An 18126-nucleotide genomic window follows, 5' to 3' on the forward strand; every position below is an offset into this window, starting at 1 on the left:
TTGTTTAAGGTATTTCCCATACGGGGTATGGGTATATCAGGCGTACGTTTGTAATATGGTCGGGAGTCAGAGTGAAACTATAGCTGGAATTCTCGGAGTCGAAATATTCGAGACGTACCTCTCCTTGATCATGTGAACGCTCCAATGCTACACCATGTACTATCAAATCCTCCCCCCTATAAAAAGTTTCGAGACAGTTGTTGATAATAGGAAATGGAGCAGGATCTCTGGTCCAAGTTGTAATAAGCGTTGCATTTGTAAAGGTTACATATACAGGTCCATTGGCATCCTCCCATATCGGATCACCGGGATCAATTATATCAAATTCTATCTTTAAGCAAGAATATAAATCAAGACGCTTGAAGTTGAAACTGCAAGTATATGTTTTGGTTGATTCGTTATAGACAGGAATAGCATCTTCTGCCCGCAAGTAGTCGGTATTGCCGAAACTCTCGTATTCCAATTCGGTTCCATATTCTGCAGAAATGGTATAATCGGTGTTGGGACGGAGCATTAGTGATGTGCCGTCCTCCTTTTTCCAGGAGCCGTCGGCTTGCAGGATAACGAGAGACGGACGCTCACCGGAAACGTACAGCGTTAATTCATCCCCCACTCTGAATTTCGTTCTGACGATATCCGGAAGTTCTGTCGTTTCGGCTTTGCTCATAGGGCTTACTTCTAGCTTTTCAATGCTGCCGATGTTGATTTCCAGGGGTATCCATTCCTCGTTCATGACTTCCGGTTCCGCCTCGCTGCTGCATGCCGTCAGCGCCGACAGGAATAGCAGACAGGCAGCGATGCAAATGCAGGCTGCCCGATTGTATGTATGATGCTTATTTATCTTCATCATGTGAATTGATTTTACCTCTTTAGCTTTTTTGTTTGGAAACTTTTTTTTGACGACGATCGTCAACGAGAGGTGACGGAGGTCGTCAACGCTCATTGACGGGAGCCGTCAATCTGGGTTGACGACCTCCGTCAAAGGGAGCAGTGCGTTTTATTCGATTACCGGGCGGTCGTCTTCTCCGCTTCCGCCTCCGTTTCCAACGGTCAATACGTAGGGGAAACGGTTGCGGCGCACCTCTTTTACCAATGTCTTGCTGTTGGTTCCTGCCTGGGTGGCTATTTCCAGATAGTAGGAGCCATCGGCCAATTGCGGAATGATGAAAGAGAAATTAGACGGTTCATTGCGTGAAAGGGCCGTCATGGGAACGACAGTTTCGGTATTGTCGGTTGTATTAATAAAGGAATAACCGACAGTTTTGCCCTCTTCGCCGATGATGCGCAGGCGCTTGCCTTTGCCGTTAAGGCTACCGCCCGGCGTGATGTGGGCATTCACTTCGCCTGTCACTACATCGGTTACGGTGCTGATGGTAGGCAGGCCTTCGGCTACCTGTCCGACAATCACGTCCATATCAGCCAGTTCTTTTTTGAATACGGATCGCGGAATGCAGCGTAAGGTAACGCTGTTGACGAGAGGGTTATAGAGTGGAGCCGGCCCGATAAAGGGGCCGTCTACGCCCAGCGAGTTGTTGGTGAAACCAAATTCTACCGTTGCAGCGTTAAATACTTCTGCTTTGGCTACTTCTTCCAGGTCTTTGTAGGCACTCTCAAGCTCGGATGCCGTGAATTTACTGCTGTTGGCGGCTAATCGGCAAAGATCTTTGATGGTACGGTTGGCTGTGTAAGTAACATTGAAGGTGTAATCATCTTCACGTTCTGTTAGCATGTTGGCTACCAGGTTACCGGTAATGCTGTGTTTTTTAGGTTCTTCTATTGCCATATTGAATTGATTTTACCATAGTTCTTAATGGACTATGGTGATTGTTAATCTTATAAATGACTATGTATTAGTATATTATATGTGTAATGTAGTTAAATATATCTGCTGTTTTTGAGAGGAGCTAAAATAAGAAAAGAGAGATAAGGCTTTGTTTATCAATTATTATTCCTATATTTGCGGCTGTTAATAAATGCATAGTCCATTAAGAACTATTATCTAAATAGTGTATCTCTTTTTCTCAATGGGATCATCTTGTTGCGGAATCTTTTCAATTGAATGTTGCGTTATACTATTATTTTCTTGTCGGGTAAACGTTTTTAAATCGTATATTTTGCTTAAGTTTGTACTTCTGAAAAATAAATAGAGAGGAATCACAATGCCATTAAATTTACAAAAGAATTTACCCGCTATTGAACTTCTTAAGAAGGAACACATCTTCGTGATGGACTCGTTGCGGGCTTCGGAACAGGATATCCGCCCGTTGCGCGTGGTGGTGTTGAACCTGATGCCGCTGAAGATCACAACAGAGACAGACCTGATCCGTCTGCTGAGTAATACCCCTTTGCAGGTAGAGCTCGACTTTATGAAGATAAAGGGACATACCCCGAAGAATACCCCGATCGAACATATGCAGGAGTTTTATAAGGACTTCGATGATATAGAAAAGGATTATTATGACGGTATGATCATCACCGGTGCCCCGGTGGAGCAGATGCCTTTCGAAGAGGTCAGCTACTGGGATGAAGTGACGACTATCTTTAACTGGGCCCGTACGCATGTAACCTCTACATTATATATATGTTGGGCGGCTCAGGCCGGCCTGTATCATTTCTATGGCGTGCCTAAGTATGATTTGCCTGCGAAGATGTTCGGCGTGTTCCGTCATACGTTGCGCGAGCCTTACCTGCCGATATTCCGCGGGTTCGATGATGAGTTTTATGTGCCGCACAGCCGTCATACGGAAATCCGCCGCGAAGATATTCGCAAGGTGCCCGAGCTGACGCTGCTTTCTGAAAGTGAGGAGTCGGGCGTTTATATGGCGATGTCGCGTGGTGGGCGTGAGTTCTATATCACAGGGCATTCGGAGTATTCGCCTTATACATTGAGCGATGAATATATCCGCGATATAAATAAAGGGCTTCCTATTTCTGTCCCTCATAACTATTATCGTAACAATGACCCGGCACAAGGCCCGGTAGTTCGTTGGCGCGGCCATGCGAACCTCCTGTTTACGAACTGGCTGAACTATTACGTTTACCAGGAAACACCATTCAATATCGAGGATATAAAGAATCTGGGTAGTCTGTAAATATCGCTACCGAAAGGAGCTGACGAAACTATTAAATAAAGAGTATATATGGCAAAGAAAATACCTTACGGATTGACGGATTATGTATTAGTAATGACTGATAATTATTACTATGTAGATAAAACGCAGTATATTGATCTGTTGGAGCAGACCGGACGTTTCCTGTTTCTGATCCGTCCGCGCCGTTTCGGGAAGTCGTTGTTCCTGAATATGCTTAACTGCTATTACGATGTGAAATATGCCGACCGTTTTGAGGAACTGTTCGGCAATCAATACATCGGCAAGCATCCGACTGCTGAACAGGGTAAATACCTGGTTTTACGTTTTAATTTCAGCATGGTAAGGGCTACGGACGATAAACTGGAAGCTGCCTTCAACCGGCATATCAGTTTGGAAACAGCGTATTTTGCCAGTGTATATGCTTCTTATTTTAAACCTGATTTCCAGGAACAGCTAAAATTGATTCCGGAGGCTGCCGGACGTCTGGAATATATTTGCTTGTGTGCCAAAGAACAAGGACTGTCTATCTACTTGCTGATCGACGAATACGATAATTTTACCAATACGATATTATCCTCTAAAGGAAATGATGTGTATCATTCTTTGACGCACGATTCAGGTTTCTATCGCTCATTCTTTAATGTGGTAAAAGGTGTTACCACCGGAGCGGAAGCCCCAGTGAAACGAATGTTCATTACCGGTGTGTCGCCCGTTACGCTGGATGATGTGACGAGTGGTTTCAATATCGGGACGAATATAACGACCAATGAACAGTTTAATTCGATGGTCGGTTTCAGCGAATCGGAACTGCATGAGATGTTATCTTATTACCAATCGGAAGGTATGCTGGCCGATTCTATCGATGATATTGTCCGGATGATGAAACCCTGGTACGATAATTACTGTTTTGCCAAAGAATGTATCGGGCAGACGATGTATAATTCGGATATGGTGCTCTATTTCCTGAATAATTATTTGCAGAGGAAACGTCCGCCTTCCGAAATGGTCGACCGTAATATCCGGACGGATTACAGCAAATTGCGCCACTTTATCCGTATCGACAGGATGCAGGAAGAAGGTTGTTCGGTCATTACAAAGTTGATCGATACCGGCGAAGTGAACGGAAACGTGATAAAAGACAGTTTTCCTGCAGAGAACCTGGCTGATCCGGGTAACTTTACCTCGCTGCTTTACTATTTCGGCTTGCTGACTTACGACCGGATGGAATATGGCGAAACGATCATGAAAGTACCTAACCTGGCCGTCCGCGAACAGATTTACAGTTATCTGGTGGAAGCGATGAAAGAACGCGAGTCGGTTGTTTTTCCTTTTATGGACCTGTCCGACCGGATGCGGCGTATGGCTTATTTCGGGGAATGGGAAGCTGCTTTGGACTTTTTTGCCCGTCAGGTTGATAAGAAAGCGGTTCTTCGTGATGCGATCTATCAGGAGTCGACCATTAAAACACTGATGGTTGCTTATATGGGGTTGACGGATTACTTTATTATCTGGCCTGAGTTTGAGGCAGGCCGTGGTTTCTCCGATCTTTACCTGATGCCCAATCTGGCAAACTATCCGGATATGCAATATTCCTATCTGGTAGAGTTGAAATACCTGAAACGGGATGATACGACAACCGATGTGGAAGCCTTATTGCAGGAAGCCGAAAAACAATTGCACCGTTACGCCGCAGACGAAAAGATACTCAGCAGCACCGGTAACACCCGTTTACGCCTGCTAGCCGCTGTTTACCGTGGCTGGCAACCGGAGGTGATGCGCGAATTTGTTTTGTGAGTTGTACTTTTTTGATAAATCTGAAACAACAATATGCCAATAAAACCCCGCCGCATAGAATTACTATCGCCGGCTAAAGATCTGAACTGTGGTATCGAAGCCATTAATCATGGTGCCGATGCCGTGTATATCGGTGCCCCGAAGTTCGGAGCCCGTGCCGCAGCCGGTAATTCACTGGATGATATCCGTGCCCTTTGCGAGCATGCTCATTTATATAATGCCCGTATCTATGTCGCTCTGAATACGATCCTTCGCGAAGAGGAATTGCCGGAAGCGGAAAAACTGATATGGGATCTTTATCAGGCCGGTGCCGACGCCCTGATTGTGCAGGATATGGGGATTACCCGTCTGAACCTGCCGCCGATCCCTTTGCATGCCAGTACCCAGACGGATAACCGTACGCCCGAAAAGGTCAGGTTTCTGGAAGCAGCCGGTTTTACCCAGGTCGTCCTGGCGCGCGAATTATCGCTGAATGAGATCCGTAGTATCTCGGAGCAGGTATCTGTGCCGCTGGAAGTTTTTGTACATGGGGCATTGTGTGTGAGTTATAGCGGGCAGTGCTATTTGAGTGCCGCGCTTAGCGGACGCAGTGCCAACCGGGGGGAGTGTGCGCAGTATTGCCGCCTACCTTATTCGATGGTGGATGCCTACGGCACCGAGATCGTGCATGATAAACATCTGTTGTCTCTTAAGGATATGAACCGTTCCGACCAACTGGAAGCCCTGTTGGATGCGGGTGCTTCTTCTTTTAAAATAGAGGGGCGCCTGAAAGATGTCACTTATGTAAAGAATATAACGGCTTATTACCGGAAGAAACTCGACGCTATCTTGTCGCGTCGACCCGAGTATGTCCGTGCTTCGGCAGGTAAAAGCAGCTATGAGTTTGAGCCGGTAGCCGAGAAAAGTTTCAACCGGGGATTTACTCCTTTCTTCCTGCATGAACGTACAAAAGATATAACAGCTTTCAATACCCCGAAATCGTTAGGTGAACCCGTAGGAACAGTTAAGGAACTGAAAGGAAACTCCTTTACCATTGCCGGACTGAAGCAACTCAACAACGGAGATGGCCTGGTTTTCTTCAATAGTCGGGGTGAGTTGGAAGGGTTTCGTGTCAACAGGGTAGAGGCGAACCGTGTCTTTCCGTTGGATATGCCGGATATAAAACCCAAGACACCTTTGTATCGTAACTTCGACCAGGTTTTTGAAAAGCAATTGGCGAAACCTTCTGCCGAGCGTAAGCTGGCTGTAAAGATAGAATTTCTCGACAATCCTTTCGGCTTTACGTTGGTTATGGAGGATGAAACCGGTGCACGTGTCATGCTGACCGAGCCTTTCAATAAAGAGCTTGCCCGCCGTGACCAGCAGGACAATATCTGTACACAGCTTTCAAAGCTGGGAAACACGCCGTTTGAAGCATCGGAAGTACATATAGAGCTGAGTGAAAACTGGTTCGTCCCGTCGTCCCTTCTGGCAGATATGCGTCGCAAGGCCGTAGAGAAGTTACAGTCAGACCGTATGATCCGCTATCAGCGTGAACTGTCGCGTAAGGTTGAACCTGCAAAAGAGATTCCATTCCCGGAACGCCAGTTGACCTATCTGGGGAATGTATCGAACAGCCGGGCAGAGGCTTTTTATAAAACGCATGGGGTAGAGACGGTTGCCGAAGCTTTCGAGTTAAAGCCGGAGAAAGATGTACCGTTGATGTTTACGAAGCATTGTTTGCGGTATAGCATGGGATGGTGTCCGACTTATCAGAAGCAAAAGTCCCCTTATAAGGAACCCTATTACCTTTTATATAAAGACACTCGGCTCCGCCTGCAGTTTGATTGCAAGCGGTGCCAGATGTTGGTGTATAATGAGTGATAATGGGATGGTTATAGAAAAAGGTAAACTTAAATAAAACAATGTGTTATGAAACAACAACTATTTACCCTTTTACTTTTTCTTTTTACGTTGGCTTCCTGTGCCGATAAACCGCTCGACCCGTCGAAACCTGTTTATGTGACGGTAAAGACGACGATGGGAGACGTCACTGTCATGTTGTATGACGATACTCCGCTGCATCGTGATAATTTTATCAAACTATGCCAGTCCGGAGAGTATGAAGGAATGCTTTTCCACCGTATCATTAAAGATTTTGTCGTGCAAGGTGGGGATCCGACAAGCAAAGCGCACGACCCCGGTGTTTTGTATGGCGACGGCGACGGGGGATATACCGTTCCGGCCGAAATACTTCCCAACCATTTCAATAAACGCGGTGCCCTGATCGATGCCAAGGAAAGCGACGATGTAAATATTGAACGGGCATCAGCCGGTACGCAGTTTTGTTTCGTACAGGGGAAAAAACATACCGATGCCGAACTGGACGAGAAAGAGGCACGGATTAACCAGATCCGCCGCAACTGGTTGTATTATAAATTCCTGGATCGGTTGAAGAAAGAAGATCCTTCTCTGGCTGTCGACTCGATGGAAACAGAACTGACCAACCGTGCGCTGATTATGGTAGAAGATACATTGGCAGAACTCGGCCCGTACGTGATCCCGGCTGAACACCGCGAAGTATATAAGACAGTAGGGGGAGTGCCTCACTTGGATAGTTCTGTGACCATCTTCGGAGAGGTGGTAGACGGCTTCGAGATTGTAGAAAAGATGTCGCTGGTAAAGACCGATAAGAACGACCGTCCCCTTCGTGATGTAATGATCAAATCGACAAAAGTATTTCAGAAATGACTTCTCCCCGTGTCGGGCACGGGAACAGTTGGCTACTGTATGTTGTTCTATATAAAGTAATCAAACATACATATAGTCATGAAGAAAATAGTTATCATAGGCGCAACCGGTTATGTCGGTTCTGCCATTCTGAAAGAAGCATTAGGGAGAGGACATCAGGTTAAAGCAATTGTGCGGAATCCATCGAAACTAACGATTGTAAATCCGCGACTGACAGTGGTAGGAGGTGATGTTACCGATACCGATTTCCTGTCCCGTGAATTGGCCAAGGCGGATGCCGTGATCAGTGCATTCAATCCCGGCTGGTCTAATCCGAATATTTATGATGAAACGATAGAAGGGTACGGTTCCATTCTTTGTGCCGTAAGAAATTCTGGTGTGCACCGTTTCCTGATGGTAGGCGGTGCCGGAAGCCTGTTTGTCGCTCCGGGACGTTTGCTGATGGATGAGCCGGATGTTCCGAAGAAACTTTTACCTGGCATACGCAGCCTGGCAAAAGTATATACCGACCTGTTGATTCCGGAAAAGTCGGTCGATTGGGTATTCCTGAGTCCGGCGGCTAATATGACTCCGGGAGAACGTACCGATAAATTCCGTTTGGGTAAGGATGATTTGATTGTCGACGAGAGTGGCGACAGTAATATCTCCGTTGAAGATTTTGCTGTGGCTATGATTGACGAGTTGGAACAGGAGAAACATCATAAGGAACGGTTTACGCTCGGGTATTGACTTGCCGTGGTGTAAGGACTGTTGTTTACACTTATTATTAGTATCTTTGTTCGGCATTACGATAGAGACAATATATATGTAAAAAGCACATAATTATGGCAAAGATTAAAAACATTGTATTTGATTTGGGAGGAGTCCTTATCGATCTGGATCATGGGCAGGCAGTCCGTCGTTTTAAAGAGATAGGCGTGGCAGATGCTGAACAGTTGCTGGATCCTTATGAGCAAAAAGGTATCTTTCTGGAAGTGGAGAACGGAACGATCACAGCTGAAGAGTATTGTGAAAAGCTTCGTAAGCATGCAGGAAAAGATATTCCTTATGAGGACATAAAACATGCCTGGCTCGGATTTATTTCCGATACGCCCCAGTATAAGCTCGACTACCTGCTGAAGCTTCGCGAACACTACAATGTTTATCTGTTGAGCAATACCAATCCTATCATCCAGGAAGGCTGGGCGAGGACGGATCAATTTACTCCGGCCGGTCGTCCGATCGGTGCTTATTTTGATAAAATGTACACCTCCTATGAAGTCGGTGCAACAAAGCCCGACCGCCGTATCTTTGACTATATGATCAAAGACACCGGCCTGATCCCTTCGGAAACACTCTTTGTGGATGATGGCAGCAGTAATATCGAAGTAGGACAGGCGCTTGGCTTCGTTACTTACCAACCCAAAAACGGGGAGGATTGGCGTGAAGCCGTCAATGAAACCATTTCCCCATGACACTGTAGAGTTTATCGATCTCTATAGGCTTGGGGATATGTTCGTTCATACCCGCATCCAGACTTAATTGTACATCTTCGGCGAAAGCATTGGCCGACATGGCGACGATCGGCATGTCTTTTATGTCCTTCCGGTCGAGTCGGCGGATGGCTTTTGTCGCTTCAAGGCCGTTCATCACAGGCATTTGAATATCCATGATAATCAGATCGTAGTATCCTTCCGGGGAAGCGGATACCTTATCTAACGCATCCTGTCCGTCGACGGCTGTTTCTACTACGGCTTTGGTTTCCTGTAGTAGCTCGTAGGCTATCTCACGGTTCAGTTCGTTGTCTTCCACCACCAGTATTCGTTTACCGGGGAAAGAGGTGATATCGGCAGGAACAATGCTCTGCTGTTCTTCCTCCTTTTTGTCTGTAGCAAACTTTTTCATCAGATGGAATAACTTCGATTTCATGATGGGCTTGGTAATAAAGCCGTTGACTCCGGCTCTCAGAGCTTCGTTTTCGTAACCGGAGTAATCGTAAGCCGATATGATAATGATAGGAATATCCGGGCCTACATATTCCCGTATTTTCATTGTCGTTTCGATACCGTTCATTCCGGGCATCATCAGGTCTATGATAATGGCGAAATAGTTGTTGCCTTCGGTTACTTTCTGTACGGCCTCTTTGCCGGAAAAGACAGAGTCAGGTTTCATACCCAGTTCCAGTAAGTTCTCGCAGGCTATTTCGCAGGAGATATCATCGTCATCCACCACCAATACCGGCAGGTCGACCAACATTTCTTTGTCGTATTCATCCAAACCTCCCAGTTTAACATGGAATGTCATGGTGAATTTGGAGCCTTTTCCGTATTCGCTTTCCACCAGGATATCGCCGTTCATCATTTGGGCGATATGGCGGCTGATGGCCATACCGAGGCCTGTTCCCTGAATATTGCGGACAGATATATCCTCCGAACGTTCGAACGGCTCGAACACTTTGTGTAAAAACTCCGGCTTCATACCTATGCCGTTGTCTTCTACTGCTATCTCGAATCGGCTGTAACCGTTATAAACGGAAGGTTTCTCTTCTACTTCTATCCGGATCTGTCCTCCTTCCGGCGTATATTTGATTGCATTTGTCAGCATGTTCATCAATGCCTGTTGTATGCGTTGTACGTCACCGATCAGGCATTCGTGTTTTACCTTGGTGTGTATGAGTAGCTTTTGTTCTTTCGTCTCAAAAGAGGATTGCACCATCACGAACAGACTTTCCAGCAGCTCATCGAGTCTGAAACTTTCTTCCGCCAGCATGATATGTCCGCTTTCCAGTTTCGACATATCCAGCACTTCGTTGATCAGGTTCAGCAGGAGCTTGGAAGAAATGGTTATTTTCTTCAGGCAGTCAGCTATACGCTTCTGGTCGTCCATGTGCAGGCTGGCTATGGCCGTCATGCCGACGATGGCGTTGATAGGGGTGCGTACATCATGGCTCATACGGGAAAGAAAGTCGGATTTGGCACGGTTGGCAGCTGTTGCGCTTTGCAAAGCTTCCTGTAAGAGTTGCCTCTGTCTTCTTTCCTCTTTGATTTCCGTTATGTCGGTTCTGGTCATTAACCAGATATTCTTTTCTTTGTCGAAATAGCTGAATCGCATTTTCTTATCGCGATGCTCGCCGTTTTCTATCATAGTACCGTATAGAATGTATTCTCCGTGCTTCCGGAGTATCGGATCGACATGAGCTATACGCATTTTTTCGGTCATTGCCTCGCTAAGCTCCGGATCCATATATTGCCGGTTGTACTCGGCAACAACAGCTTCGTAATTGCTGCTGGCGATAGGAGGAGGGGTTTCGCTTGCTGAACCGGCCGTGTACATAACGTAGCTATTTTTTGAAGCTTCTATATAAATCACATAGTCGTATTCTGACTTAACGGCGGTTTCTATGATCTGCGATTTTCTGGAATCATTAACATTGCGGCTGGATATAAGCACCCTGTCCGGCTTACTTTCTTCATCGAAAAGGATATCGATAAAACATTCGTGCCATTCAAAACCGAAATGATCATTGCTGAAACGCATATCGAATGTTTTATGAAAACATCCTTCTGCGATCATTTTATGGAAAGCTTCAAGCGAAACGGTTTCATCCCATAAACAATGGTCGGGAGGATAGACATCGTTTTTTATTATGTTGTTGAGACTGATATAATCGTGCTTTGTGTTCGCAAGCTCGGGATTCATGGAGTCTTTTTGTACTTCAACGTATCCGTCTTCCAGATAAATAGTCCAAATGGTATCCATGAGATACTGGTAGTCCGCCAACGATCCGTTTGGATTAAATGTATGATTCATTTTATTCGCTGTTAATCAGTCGTTTTGTTTAGTAATCAGTTCGCAGATTTGCTTGTACTCTATTTTTAGCTGGTCAAGCATTTCTTGTATACCATCTGTTTCCCCTGCTCTGAGTTTTTCTGTCATCGGGGTTAATATGGTTAATAGATTTGTCAGATCGAGTGTAGCCACCAATCCTTTTAAAGTATGGGCATATCTGAATGCCAAGGGAATGTTATTCTCGTTGATACTTTTTTCCATCAAGGTGAAGTTTTCATCCTTTGGAAATTTGGAAAGTATCCTTTCATAGAATTGTTCATTTTCCATGAATCGGTTTAATGCGCTGTTCAGGTTAACCCCATATGCCTGTAGCTTCTCTTTATATTCGCTTGTCATGTTTCTTTAATGCCATTTATGTAACGAACCGTTTGCCTGTGTTCGAAGGAATTTTACAAAAGTAGATAAAAAATGAATATAGCAACTAAAAAAACGTTATAATTCAACAGGAGTGGATGTTTTTCATGTTATTTCGTCGTTTATATCCCCTAAGGTGGATATTTATTCTGCTAATCTTGTATTTTAAGCTCTTTCATATAAAAATAAAGGCATGGAGTTTTTATACGCTCCATGCCTTTTATTCTTGTATTTAGTATGTAAAATACGTCTTTTTTATTGAATACCGCGTTCACGCAGTCTTTCTTGCCATTTCCAGGCAGAAGCCAATGTGTCGGCTAATGTTTCTTTAGCAGTCCAGCCCAATACTTTGTTTGCACGTTCCGGATTAGCCCAAACTTTTTCGATATCTCCTTCGCGGCGGCCAACGATCTTGTGGGGAACTTTTACGCCGGTAGCTTGTTCGAATGTGTTGATCAGTTCCAATACGGTTACACCGTTGCCGGTTCCGAGGTTGAAATATTCAACATTTTCTTCCGTTTTGCCACCCAGCATACGATCCATAGCGATCACGTGTGCTTTAGCCAGATCGACTACATTGATATAGTCGCGGATGCAGGACCCGTCGGGAGTATCGTAATCGTTGCCGAATACGCTCAATTCCTTACGGATACCCATCGCAGTCTGAGTCAGATACGGGATCAGGTTCTGAGGAACACCGTTAGGCAATTCGCCGATCTCTGCAGTCGGATGAGCACCGATCGGGTTGAAGTAGCGCAGGATGATGCTCTTGAACGGAGCATTTGCATGAATAGTATCACGGATGATCTCTTCGTTGATCTGTTTGGTATTACCATATGGTGAAGTAGCCGGTTTGATCGGAGCATCTTCCGTTACAGGCAGATTTTCCGGATCAGGCTGTCCGTAAACAGTACAGGAAGAAGAGAACACGATACCGTCGATATTGAATTCCGGCATCAGTTCCAGCAGGTTGACCAACGTAACGACATTGTTGCGGTAGTACTTCAGCGGCTGTTGAACCGATTCGCCTACTGCCTTGCTGGCTGCGAAAAGGATGATACCGTTGATACCCGGATGTGCTTTCAATGCTTCGCGGGTTCCTTCTTTATCTTTCAAATCCAGTTTGATGAATTCAGGACGGATACCGGTGATCTTTTCAATGCCATCCAATACTTCGATATTGGAGTTCGACAGGTCGTCGATGATGACTACATCATAACCTGCATTCTGCAACTCAACTGTAGTGTGTGAGCCAATATATCCGGTTCCACCTGCTACTAAGATTTTCTTTTTCATGCTAGTCTCTATTTAGATTAATTATACGATTCCAGAGAATCCCATAAACGCCATCGCCAGCAAACCGGCTGTAATAAGCGCGATAGGGGTACCTTTCATACCTTCGGGAACACGTGTCAATGCCAACTGTTCTCTAATCCCTGCAAAGATAACTAAAGCTAGCGCAAATCCAATAGCTGTGGAGATCGCATATACAACAGATTCCAACAAATTATACTCTTTTTGTATGACAAGGATAGCCACACCTAAGATACAACAGTTCGTGGTAATCAACGGAAGGAACACGCCCAATGCCTGGTAAAGAGCCGGAGAAACTTTTTTAAGAATAATTTCCACCATCTGTACCAATGCGGCAATGATCAGGATGAAGCTGATCGTCTGCATGAACCCGAGCCCGAACCTATCCAGGATATATTTCTGAACGAGGAAGGTTACGATGGTTGCAATAGTAAGAACAAATGTTACTGCTGCCCCCATACCGGCCGCTGTCTCTACCTTTTTGGAAACACCCAGGAACGGGCAGATTCCGAGGAACTGCGCTAATACAACGTTGTTAACGAATACGGCTGCGATAAATATTAATATATATTCCATATCTTTCGTTTTTTAATATCAGGCTTTACGCAATTTGTTTACAATAGCAATCAGGTAACCCAGCGCGATGAAGGCACCCGGTGCCAATACGAAGATCAGCGAACCATATTGTTCGGGCATCAGTGTCAGGCCGAACAGTTTACCTGTCCCAAGCAGTTCGCGGGTAGCTCCCAGCAAGGTCAGTGCCAGTGTAAAGCCCAGTCCCATACCCAGTCCGTCGAATGCGGAAGGGATCACGCCGTTTTTAGCGGCGAATGCTTCTGCACGTCCCAGTACGATACAGTTTACAACGATCAACGGGATGAACAATCCCAGGCTGGCGTAGAGAGCCGGAACGAATGCTTCCATACACATCTGCACCACGGTCACGAAGGTGGCGATCACAACAATAAAAGCAGGAATACGTACCATGTCGGGGATCAGGTTCTTCAAGGCTGAAATAACCATATTGGAACAGATCAGGACGAACATGGTTGCCAGTCCCATACTCATACCGTTCAGTGCTGAGGAAGTGGTTCCCAGAGTTGGACACATACCCAGCAATAAGACAAATGTCGGGTTCTCTTTGATGATACCGTTCATCAATACTTTCATATTACTCATTGTCGTTTCCTCCCTCATTAGTGTTAGCGGTTGTTGCACCGGTTACTCCGTCAGTTCCGGCAAATGCGCTGTAAGCGCGATTCACCGCGTCCAGGAATGCACGGCTGGTGATGGTTGCTGCTGTAATAGCATCTATATCGCCACCGTCTTTAGTTACTTTTAATGCACCTCCGGCCAGGCTGCGTCCGAGAACGCTCTGTTTGTTCTTGTCCGTACTGAACCATTCCTGCATCTTGGCTCCCAGGCCGGGAGTTTCTGCGTGTTGCAATACGGAATAGTTCAACAGCTTGCCTTCCTTATCGAATCCGACGATTACTTTGATCTCGCCGCTGAATCCTTTCTTGGTGTTGCTTTCGACAGCCGCACCGACGAACTCGCCGCCTTTGGTGGCCGGATAGATCTTCAGCGAATCACCATCGGCTGTAATAGCCATATAAGCATCTTCCGACGGTTTGTTATCGAATTCCGGCGTAACAGCTTTGATAGCTGCTTCCAATGCCGCAGCTTTGGAGGCTGCAATCGGGCCGGTGGTGTACATATTTACTCCGGCTAATATCGCTCCCGCAACCAAACAGATGATGGTAAGCGACAAGAGCATGTTGGGTAATGTTGATTTTAGTTTTGCCATGCTTATTTCCCTCCAAAATGTTTAGGTTTGATATAACTGTTGATCAGCGGAGTAAATGCATTCATAATAAGAATAGCAAACGACATACCTTCCGGATAAGAACCGAACAGACGGATCACCGTAGTCAGGATACCGATACCGACACCGTAAACCAGCATGCCGTTCTTACTCATCGGCGAAGTCACATAGTCGGTTGCCATGAAGATAGCTCCCAGCATCAAACCTCCCGACAGCAGGTGAACGAACGGACTTGCATATTGTACCGGGTTAACCAGGTGCATAATGCCTGTGAATACGAATACAGTCAGCAGGATAGAAACCGGGATCTGCCAGGTGATGATCTTTCTCCATAACATGAAGGCAAGTCCCAGCAACAGTGCCAGTGCACTTACTTCACCGAGGCTACCCCCCATCTTTCCTAGCAACATATCCACCAGTGTAGGCAGTTTATCCAATGCTCCCTCATTCATCAGGGACAAAACAGTCGCACCGGTGGTTGCATCGGTGTAGGCTGTCAGCTGTCCGACTTCCGGCCAGGTTGTCATCTGTGCCGGGAAAGAGATCAGGAGGAATACACGTCCGACCAGTGCCGGGTTGAAGATATTGTTACCCAGTCCGCCGAACGACATCTTACCGATACCGATAGCCGCCAGTGCACCGATCAGGATGATCCATACAGGCAGGTTCGACGGCAGGTTGAATGCCAGCAGCACACCGGTCAGGATGGCCGAACCATCACATACGGTCGGTTCCTTTTTCATCAGGAACTTCTGGATCAGATATTCAAAGAGGACGCAGGCTACGACCGATGTTGCAGTAACGATCAGCGCACCCAGTCCGAAGTAGTAGAGGGATACCAGGAAAGCCGGAACAAGGGCAATCAGTACACCATACATATTTTTGCTTATGCTATCGCCGCCGTGGATATGGGGCGAAGGAGATACTATTAAATTATTTTCCATATTGCTCTTTATTATGACTTTCGTGCCCGTATGATACCCATTACTTTTCCTTTACCTGAACGGATATAATCCAGCAACGGACGGTTGGCCGGGCAGGTATAACTACAAGAACCGCACTCGATACAGTCGGTGATATAATTCTTTTCAGCCAGATCCCACTCTGTGAATTCAGTTGCATTCATCAGCAGGGTAGGGTTGAGGCCCATCGGACAGACGCTGACACATTTGGCACAACGTATGCAATCATATACCGGTTTACGTACGGATTCTTCTTTTGTCATCAGTAATACGCCTGAACTACCTTTGGTAACCGGTACTTCCGGACTGATCAGCGCCTTACCCATCATCGGGCCGCCACCGATCACTTTACCTGTATTTTCAGGAACACCTCCGGCCGCTTCTATCAGTGCACTGATCGGAGTACCCATGCGCACCAGGAAGTTGGAAGGAGTAGTAACCGCTTTACCGGTAACTGTCACGACACGTTCGAACAAAGGTTTGTTCTTCATCACCGCTTCATATACAGCGAAAGCCGTACCGACATTCTGTACCACAGCTCCGGCGGAGATAGGCAGTGCCCCACTCTTTACCTGGCGGCGTATCACAGCATCGATCAGCTGTTTTTCACCTCCCTGCGGATATTGTACTTTCAGCGGCATGATCTCTATGCCTTTATAATCTTTTGCCAGTTTACCCAGATGAGCAATGGCGTCAGGCTTGTTGTTTTCAATACCGATCACAGCTTTGGTCACGTTGACTGCTTTCATCAGCAAGGTCACACCGACCAGGATCTGTTCGGCCTTTTCCATCATTAGCGAATGGTCGGAAGTCAGATACGGCTCGCATTCGACCGCATTGATGATAATGATCTCGGCTTTGCTTCCGGGAGGCGGCATCAGTTTCACCTGTGTCGGGAAAGTGGCACCACCCAGACCTACGATGCCTGCTGCGGCAATCTTGTCTACGATCTCTTTGGAAGGAAGCGGGCACTCTTTTACAAGTGTTTCGCTACGGTCGATTGTTTCTTCCCATTCGTCACCTTCTACATCGATATAGATAGCGGGACGTTTGTATCCGCTAGCGTCGAGGGCGTTATCTATCTTGTTTACCTTACCGGATACCGACGAGTGAATGTTTGCCGATACGAAACCTCCGGCCTTAGCCAGCAGTGTACCTACCTTAACCGGATCACCTTTCTTCACCACAGCCTGGGCAGGAGCCCCGATATGCTGGCTTAACGGTATAATGACCTGTTTGGGTATAGCCAGTCCGGTGATCTTTTTTCCGGCAGACAATTTATTTTCGGGTGGATGTATACCGCCGATTCGAAATGTCCTTAGCATACTATTAGATTTTTATTTTTGAATTGTTTCTTCTGTTGTTTTTGTTTCGGGCGTCACTTTTGCGTCCACAGCCGGAGCAGCTTCTTTACGCGGCGGGAAGTTCAGTTCGTGAATAGCACCGGTAGGACATACGGCTACACATTTGCGGCACAAGCGGCATTTGCGATAGTCGATATAAGCTACATTGTTTTCGAGCGTGATCGCTTCGAACGGGCATTCCTTCACACACTTACCGCAACCGATACAAGCATTGGCGCAGGCTTTGCGGGCGGCAGCTCCTTTGTCTTTGTTTACGCAGCTAACGAAAATACGGCGTGATTTCGGGCCTTTCTTACGCAGTTCGATAATGTTTTTCGGACAAGCTTTTACACAGGCACCGCATGAAGTACATTTATCTTCCACTACTTCCGGCAGTCCGGTAGCAGGGTTGACGTGGATCGCGTCGAAGGCACAAGCTGTTACACAATCACCATAACCCAGGCAACCGAACGTACAGTTCGTTTCGCCACCGTACAGTGAAGATGCAATGGCACAACTCTGCACGCCGTCGTAACGGTTGGTACGCGGACGGGCTTCGCAGGTTCCGTTACAGCGTACAACGGCTACCATCGGTTCGGTAGTAGCGGCTTCCATACCCAGGATAGATGCGACTTTCCCCATTGTGTCGGCTCCGCCTACCGGACATAACAGTCCTTCCAGCGAATCAGCTTTTACACAGGCCGCAGCAAAACCACCGCAACCGGGATATCCGCAACCACCGCAGTTGGCTCCGGGAAGTGCCTCCTGAACCTGTGCGATACGAGGATCTTCGTATACTTCAAACTTCTTGGAGGCGGCGTAGAGGAATACTGCACCGATGGCTCCAATGGCTCCTAATGAAATAACGGCAATTAAAATCATGA

At 46.5% G+C, this 18126-nt stretch carries 17 protein-coding genes; 6 read left to right on the plus strand and 11 right to left on the minus strand.

Features of this window, described 5'->3' with window-relative positions; all coding sequences use genetic code 11:
• Positions 1–4: 4 nt before the first annotated feature.
• Entirely contained in the window at positions 5–850 is an 846-nt protein-coding gene (locus tag HMPREF1536_RS00045; protein WP_052349873.1) for a hypothetical protein, read from the minus strand.
• A gap of 147 nt (positions 851–997) precedes the next feature.
• The gene (locus tag HMPREF1536_RS00050; protein WP_028728833.1) at positions 998–1783 is read right to left on the minus strand and encodes a DUF4469 domain-containing protein; all 786 of its coding nucleotides are present in this window, start codon (positions 1781–1783) and stop codon (positions 998–1000) included.
• A gap of 376 nt (positions 1784–2159) precedes the next feature.
• On the opposite strand from HMPREF1536_RS00050, the gene metA reads away from it, so the two are divergent.
• The 6 genes from metA (at position 2160) to HMPREF1536_RS00080 (ending at position 9070) form a co-directional block, all read left to right on the plus strand.
• Complete coding sequence (gene metA / locus HMPREF1536_RS00055) at positions 2160–3092, plus strand: homoserine O-acetyltransferase MetA (RefSeq protein ID WP_028728834.1); 933 nt, start codon at positions 2160–2162, stop codon at positions 3090–3092.
• 48 nt (positions 3093–3140) lie between these two features.
• The gene (locus HMPREF1536_RS00060; RefSeq protein ID WP_028728835.1) at positions 3141–4886 is read left to right on the plus strand and encodes an ATP-binding protein; all 1746 of its coding nucleotides are present in this window, start codon (positions 3141–3143) and stop codon (positions 4884–4886) included.
• A 33-nt stretch (positions 4887–4919) separates the two neighbouring features.
• Positions 4920–6749, plus strand: a complete 1830-nt coding sequence (locus HMPREF1536_RS00065) for a peptidase U32 family protein (protein WP_028728836.1) — start codon at positions 4920–4922, stop codon at positions 6747–6749.
• Positions 6750–6797: 48 nt separating this feature from the next.
• A complete protein-coding gene (locus HMPREF1536_RS00070; RefSeq protein WP_028728837.1) occupies positions 6798–7616 on the plus strand; it encodes a peptidylprolyl isomerase in 819 nt (272 codons plus the stop codon).
• A gap of 78 nt (positions 7617–7694) precedes the next feature.
• Positions 7695–8345, plus strand: coding sequence for an NAD(P)-dependent oxidoreductase (locus HMPREF1536_RS00075; protein ID WP_028728838.1), 651 nt, complete (start codon positions 7695–7697; stop codon positions 8343–8345).
• Positions 8346–8440: 95 nt separating this feature from the next.
• Positions 8441–9070, plus strand: a complete 630-nt coding sequence (locus tag HMPREF1536_RS00080; RefSeq protein WP_028728839.1) for an HAD family hydrolase — start codon at positions 8441–8443, stop codon at positions 9068–9070.
• Here HMPREF1536_RS00080 and HMPREF1536_RS00085 read toward each other — a convergent pair.
• The 9 genes from HMPREF1536_RS00085 to HMPREF1536_RS00125 form a co-directional block, all read right to left on the minus strand.
• Positions 9048–11405, minus strand: coding sequence for a hybrid sensor histidine kinase/response regulator (locus HMPREF1536_RS00085; protein ID WP_028728840.1), 2358 nt, complete (start codon positions 11403–11405; stop codon positions 9048–9050). The two genes, HMPREF1536_RS00080 and HMPREF1536_RS00085, sit on opposite strands and share 23 nt — an antisense overlap.
• A gap of 15 nt (positions 11406–11420) precedes the next feature.
• Complete coding sequence (locus HMPREF1536_RS00090) at positions 11421–11780, minus strand: Hpt domain-containing protein (protein ID WP_028728841.1); 360 nt, start codon at positions 11778–11780, stop codon at positions 11421–11423.
• Between the two features lie 273 nt (positions 11781–12053).
• Positions 12054–13094: a UDP-glucose 4-epimerase GalE gene (galE, locus tag HMPREF1536_RS00095; protein WP_028728842.1), complete on the minus strand. Its 1041-nt coding sequence runs from the start codon at positions 13092–13094 to the stop codon at positions 12054–12056.
• Between the two features lie 21 nt (positions 13095–13115).
• Positions 13116–13688 (minus strand): electron transport complex subunit RsxA, encoded by a 573-nt coding sequence (gene rsxA, locus HMPREF1536_RS00100; RefSeq protein ID WP_028728843.1) that lies wholly within the window; start codon positions 13686–13688, stop codon positions 13116–13118.
• Positions 13689–13706: 18 nt separating this feature from the next.
• A complete protein-coding gene (locus tag HMPREF1536_RS00105) occupies positions 13707–14291 on the minus strand; it encodes an RnfABCDGE type electron transport complex subunit E (RefSeq protein WP_028728844.1) in 585 nt (194 codons plus the stop codon).
• The gene (locus tag HMPREF1536_RS00110) at positions 14284–14919 is read right to left on the minus strand and encodes an RnfABCDGE type electron transport complex subunit G (protein WP_052349874.1); all 636 of its coding nucleotides are present in this window, start codon (positions 14917–14919) and stop codon (positions 14284–14286) included. Before HMPREF1536_RS00110 ends, HMPREF1536_RS00105 begins: the two co-directional genes overlap by 8 nt.
• A gap of 2 nt (positions 14920–14921) precedes the next feature.
• Positions 14922–15881 carry an RnfABCDGE type electron transport complex subunit D gene (locus tag HMPREF1536_RS00115; RefSeq protein WP_028728846.1) on the minus strand — a complete coding sequence of 320 codons (960 nt, stop codon included), beginning with the start codon at positions 15879–15881 and terminating at the stop codon, positions 14922–14924.
• A gap of 11 nt (positions 15882–15892) precedes the next feature.
• The gene (gene rsxC / locus HMPREF1536_RS00120) at positions 15893–17224 is read right to left on the minus strand and encodes an electron transport complex subunit RsxC (protein WP_028728847.1); all 1332 of its coding nucleotides are present in this window, start codon (positions 17222–17224) and stop codon (positions 15893–15895) included.
• Between the two features lie 12 nt (positions 17225–17236).
• The gene (locus tag HMPREF1536_RS00125) at positions 17237–18124 is read right to left on the minus strand and encodes a Fe-S cluster domain-containing protein (protein WP_028728848.1); all 888 of its coding nucleotides are present in this window, start codon (positions 18122–18124) and stop codon (positions 17237–17239) included.
• Positions 18125–18126 lie beyond the last annotated feature (2 nt).

It is taken from the genome of Parabacteroides gordonii MS-1 = DSM 23371, from assembly GCF_000969825.1.
Taxonomy (GTDB): domain Bacteria; phylum Bacteroidota; class Bacteroidia; order Bacteroidales; family Tannerellaceae; genus Parabacteroides; species Parabacteroides gordonii.

Coding starts and splice junctions, on each gene's coding strand:
- HMPREF1536_RS00090 (WP_028728841.1), bottom strand. CDS start 11,780: ATGACAAGCGAATATAAAGAGAAGCTACAGGCATATGGGGTTAACCTG.
- HMPREF1536_RS00080 (WP_028728839.1), top strand. CDS start 8,441: ATGGCAAAGATTAAAAACATTGTATTTGATTTGGGAGGAGTCCTTATC.
- HMPREF1536_RS00065 (WP_028728836.1), top strand. CDS start 4,920: ATGCCAATAAAACCCCGCCGCATAGAATTACTATCGCCGGCTAAAGAT.
- galE (WP_028728842.1), bottom strand. CDS start 13,094: ATGAAAAAGAAAATCTTAGTAGCAGGTGGAACCGGATATATTGGCTCA.
- HMPREF1536_RS00125 (WP_028728848.1), bottom strand. CDS start 18,124: ATGATTTTAATTGCCGTTATTTCATTAGGAGCCATTGGAGCCATCGGT.
- HMPREF1536_RS00105 (WP_028728844.1), bottom strand. CDS start 14,291: ATGAGTAATATGAAAGTATTGATGAACGGTATCATCAAAGAGAACCCG.
- HMPREF1536_RS00045 (WP_052349873.1), bottom strand. CDS start 850: ATGATGAAGATAAATAAGCATCATACATACAATCGGGCAGCCTGCATT.
- HMPREF1536_RS00060 (WP_028728835.1), top strand. CDS start 3,141: ATGGCAAAGAAAATACCTTACGGATTGACGGATTATGTATTAGTAATG.
- HMPREF1536_RS00110 (WP_052349874.1), bottom strand. CDS start 14,919: ATGGCAAAACTAAAATCAACATTACCCAACATGCTCTTGTCGCTTACC.
- rsxA (WP_028728843.1), bottom strand. CDS start 13,688: ATGGAATATATATTAATATTTATCGCAGCCGTATTCGTTAACAACGTT.
- HMPREF1536_RS00115 (WP_028728846.1), bottom strand. CDS start 15,881: ATGGAAAATAATTTAATAGTATCTCCTTCGCCCCATATCCACGGCGGC.
- HMPREF1536_RS00075 (WP_028728838.1), top strand. CDS start 7,695: ATGAAGAAAATAGTTATCATAGGCGCAACCGGTTATGTCGGTTCTGCC.
- HMPREF1536_RS00085 (WP_028728840.1), bottom strand. CDS start 11,405: ATGAATCATACATTTAATCCAAACGGATCGTTGGCGGACTACCAGTAT.
- rsxC (WP_028728847.1), bottom strand. CDS start 17,224: ATGCTAAGGACATTTCGAATCGGCGGTATACATCCACCCGAAAATAAA.
- metA (WP_028728834.1), top strand. CDS start 2,160: ATGCCATTAAATTTACAAAAGAATTTACCCGCTATTGAACTTCTTAAG.
- HMPREF1536_RS00050 (WP_028728833.1), bottom strand. CDS start 1,783: ATGGCAATAGAAGAACCTAAAAAACACAGCATTACCGGTAACCTGGTA.
- HMPREF1536_RS00070 (WP_028728837.1), top strand. CDS start 6,798: ATGAAACAACAACTATTTACCCTTTTACTTTTTCTTTTTACGTTGGCT.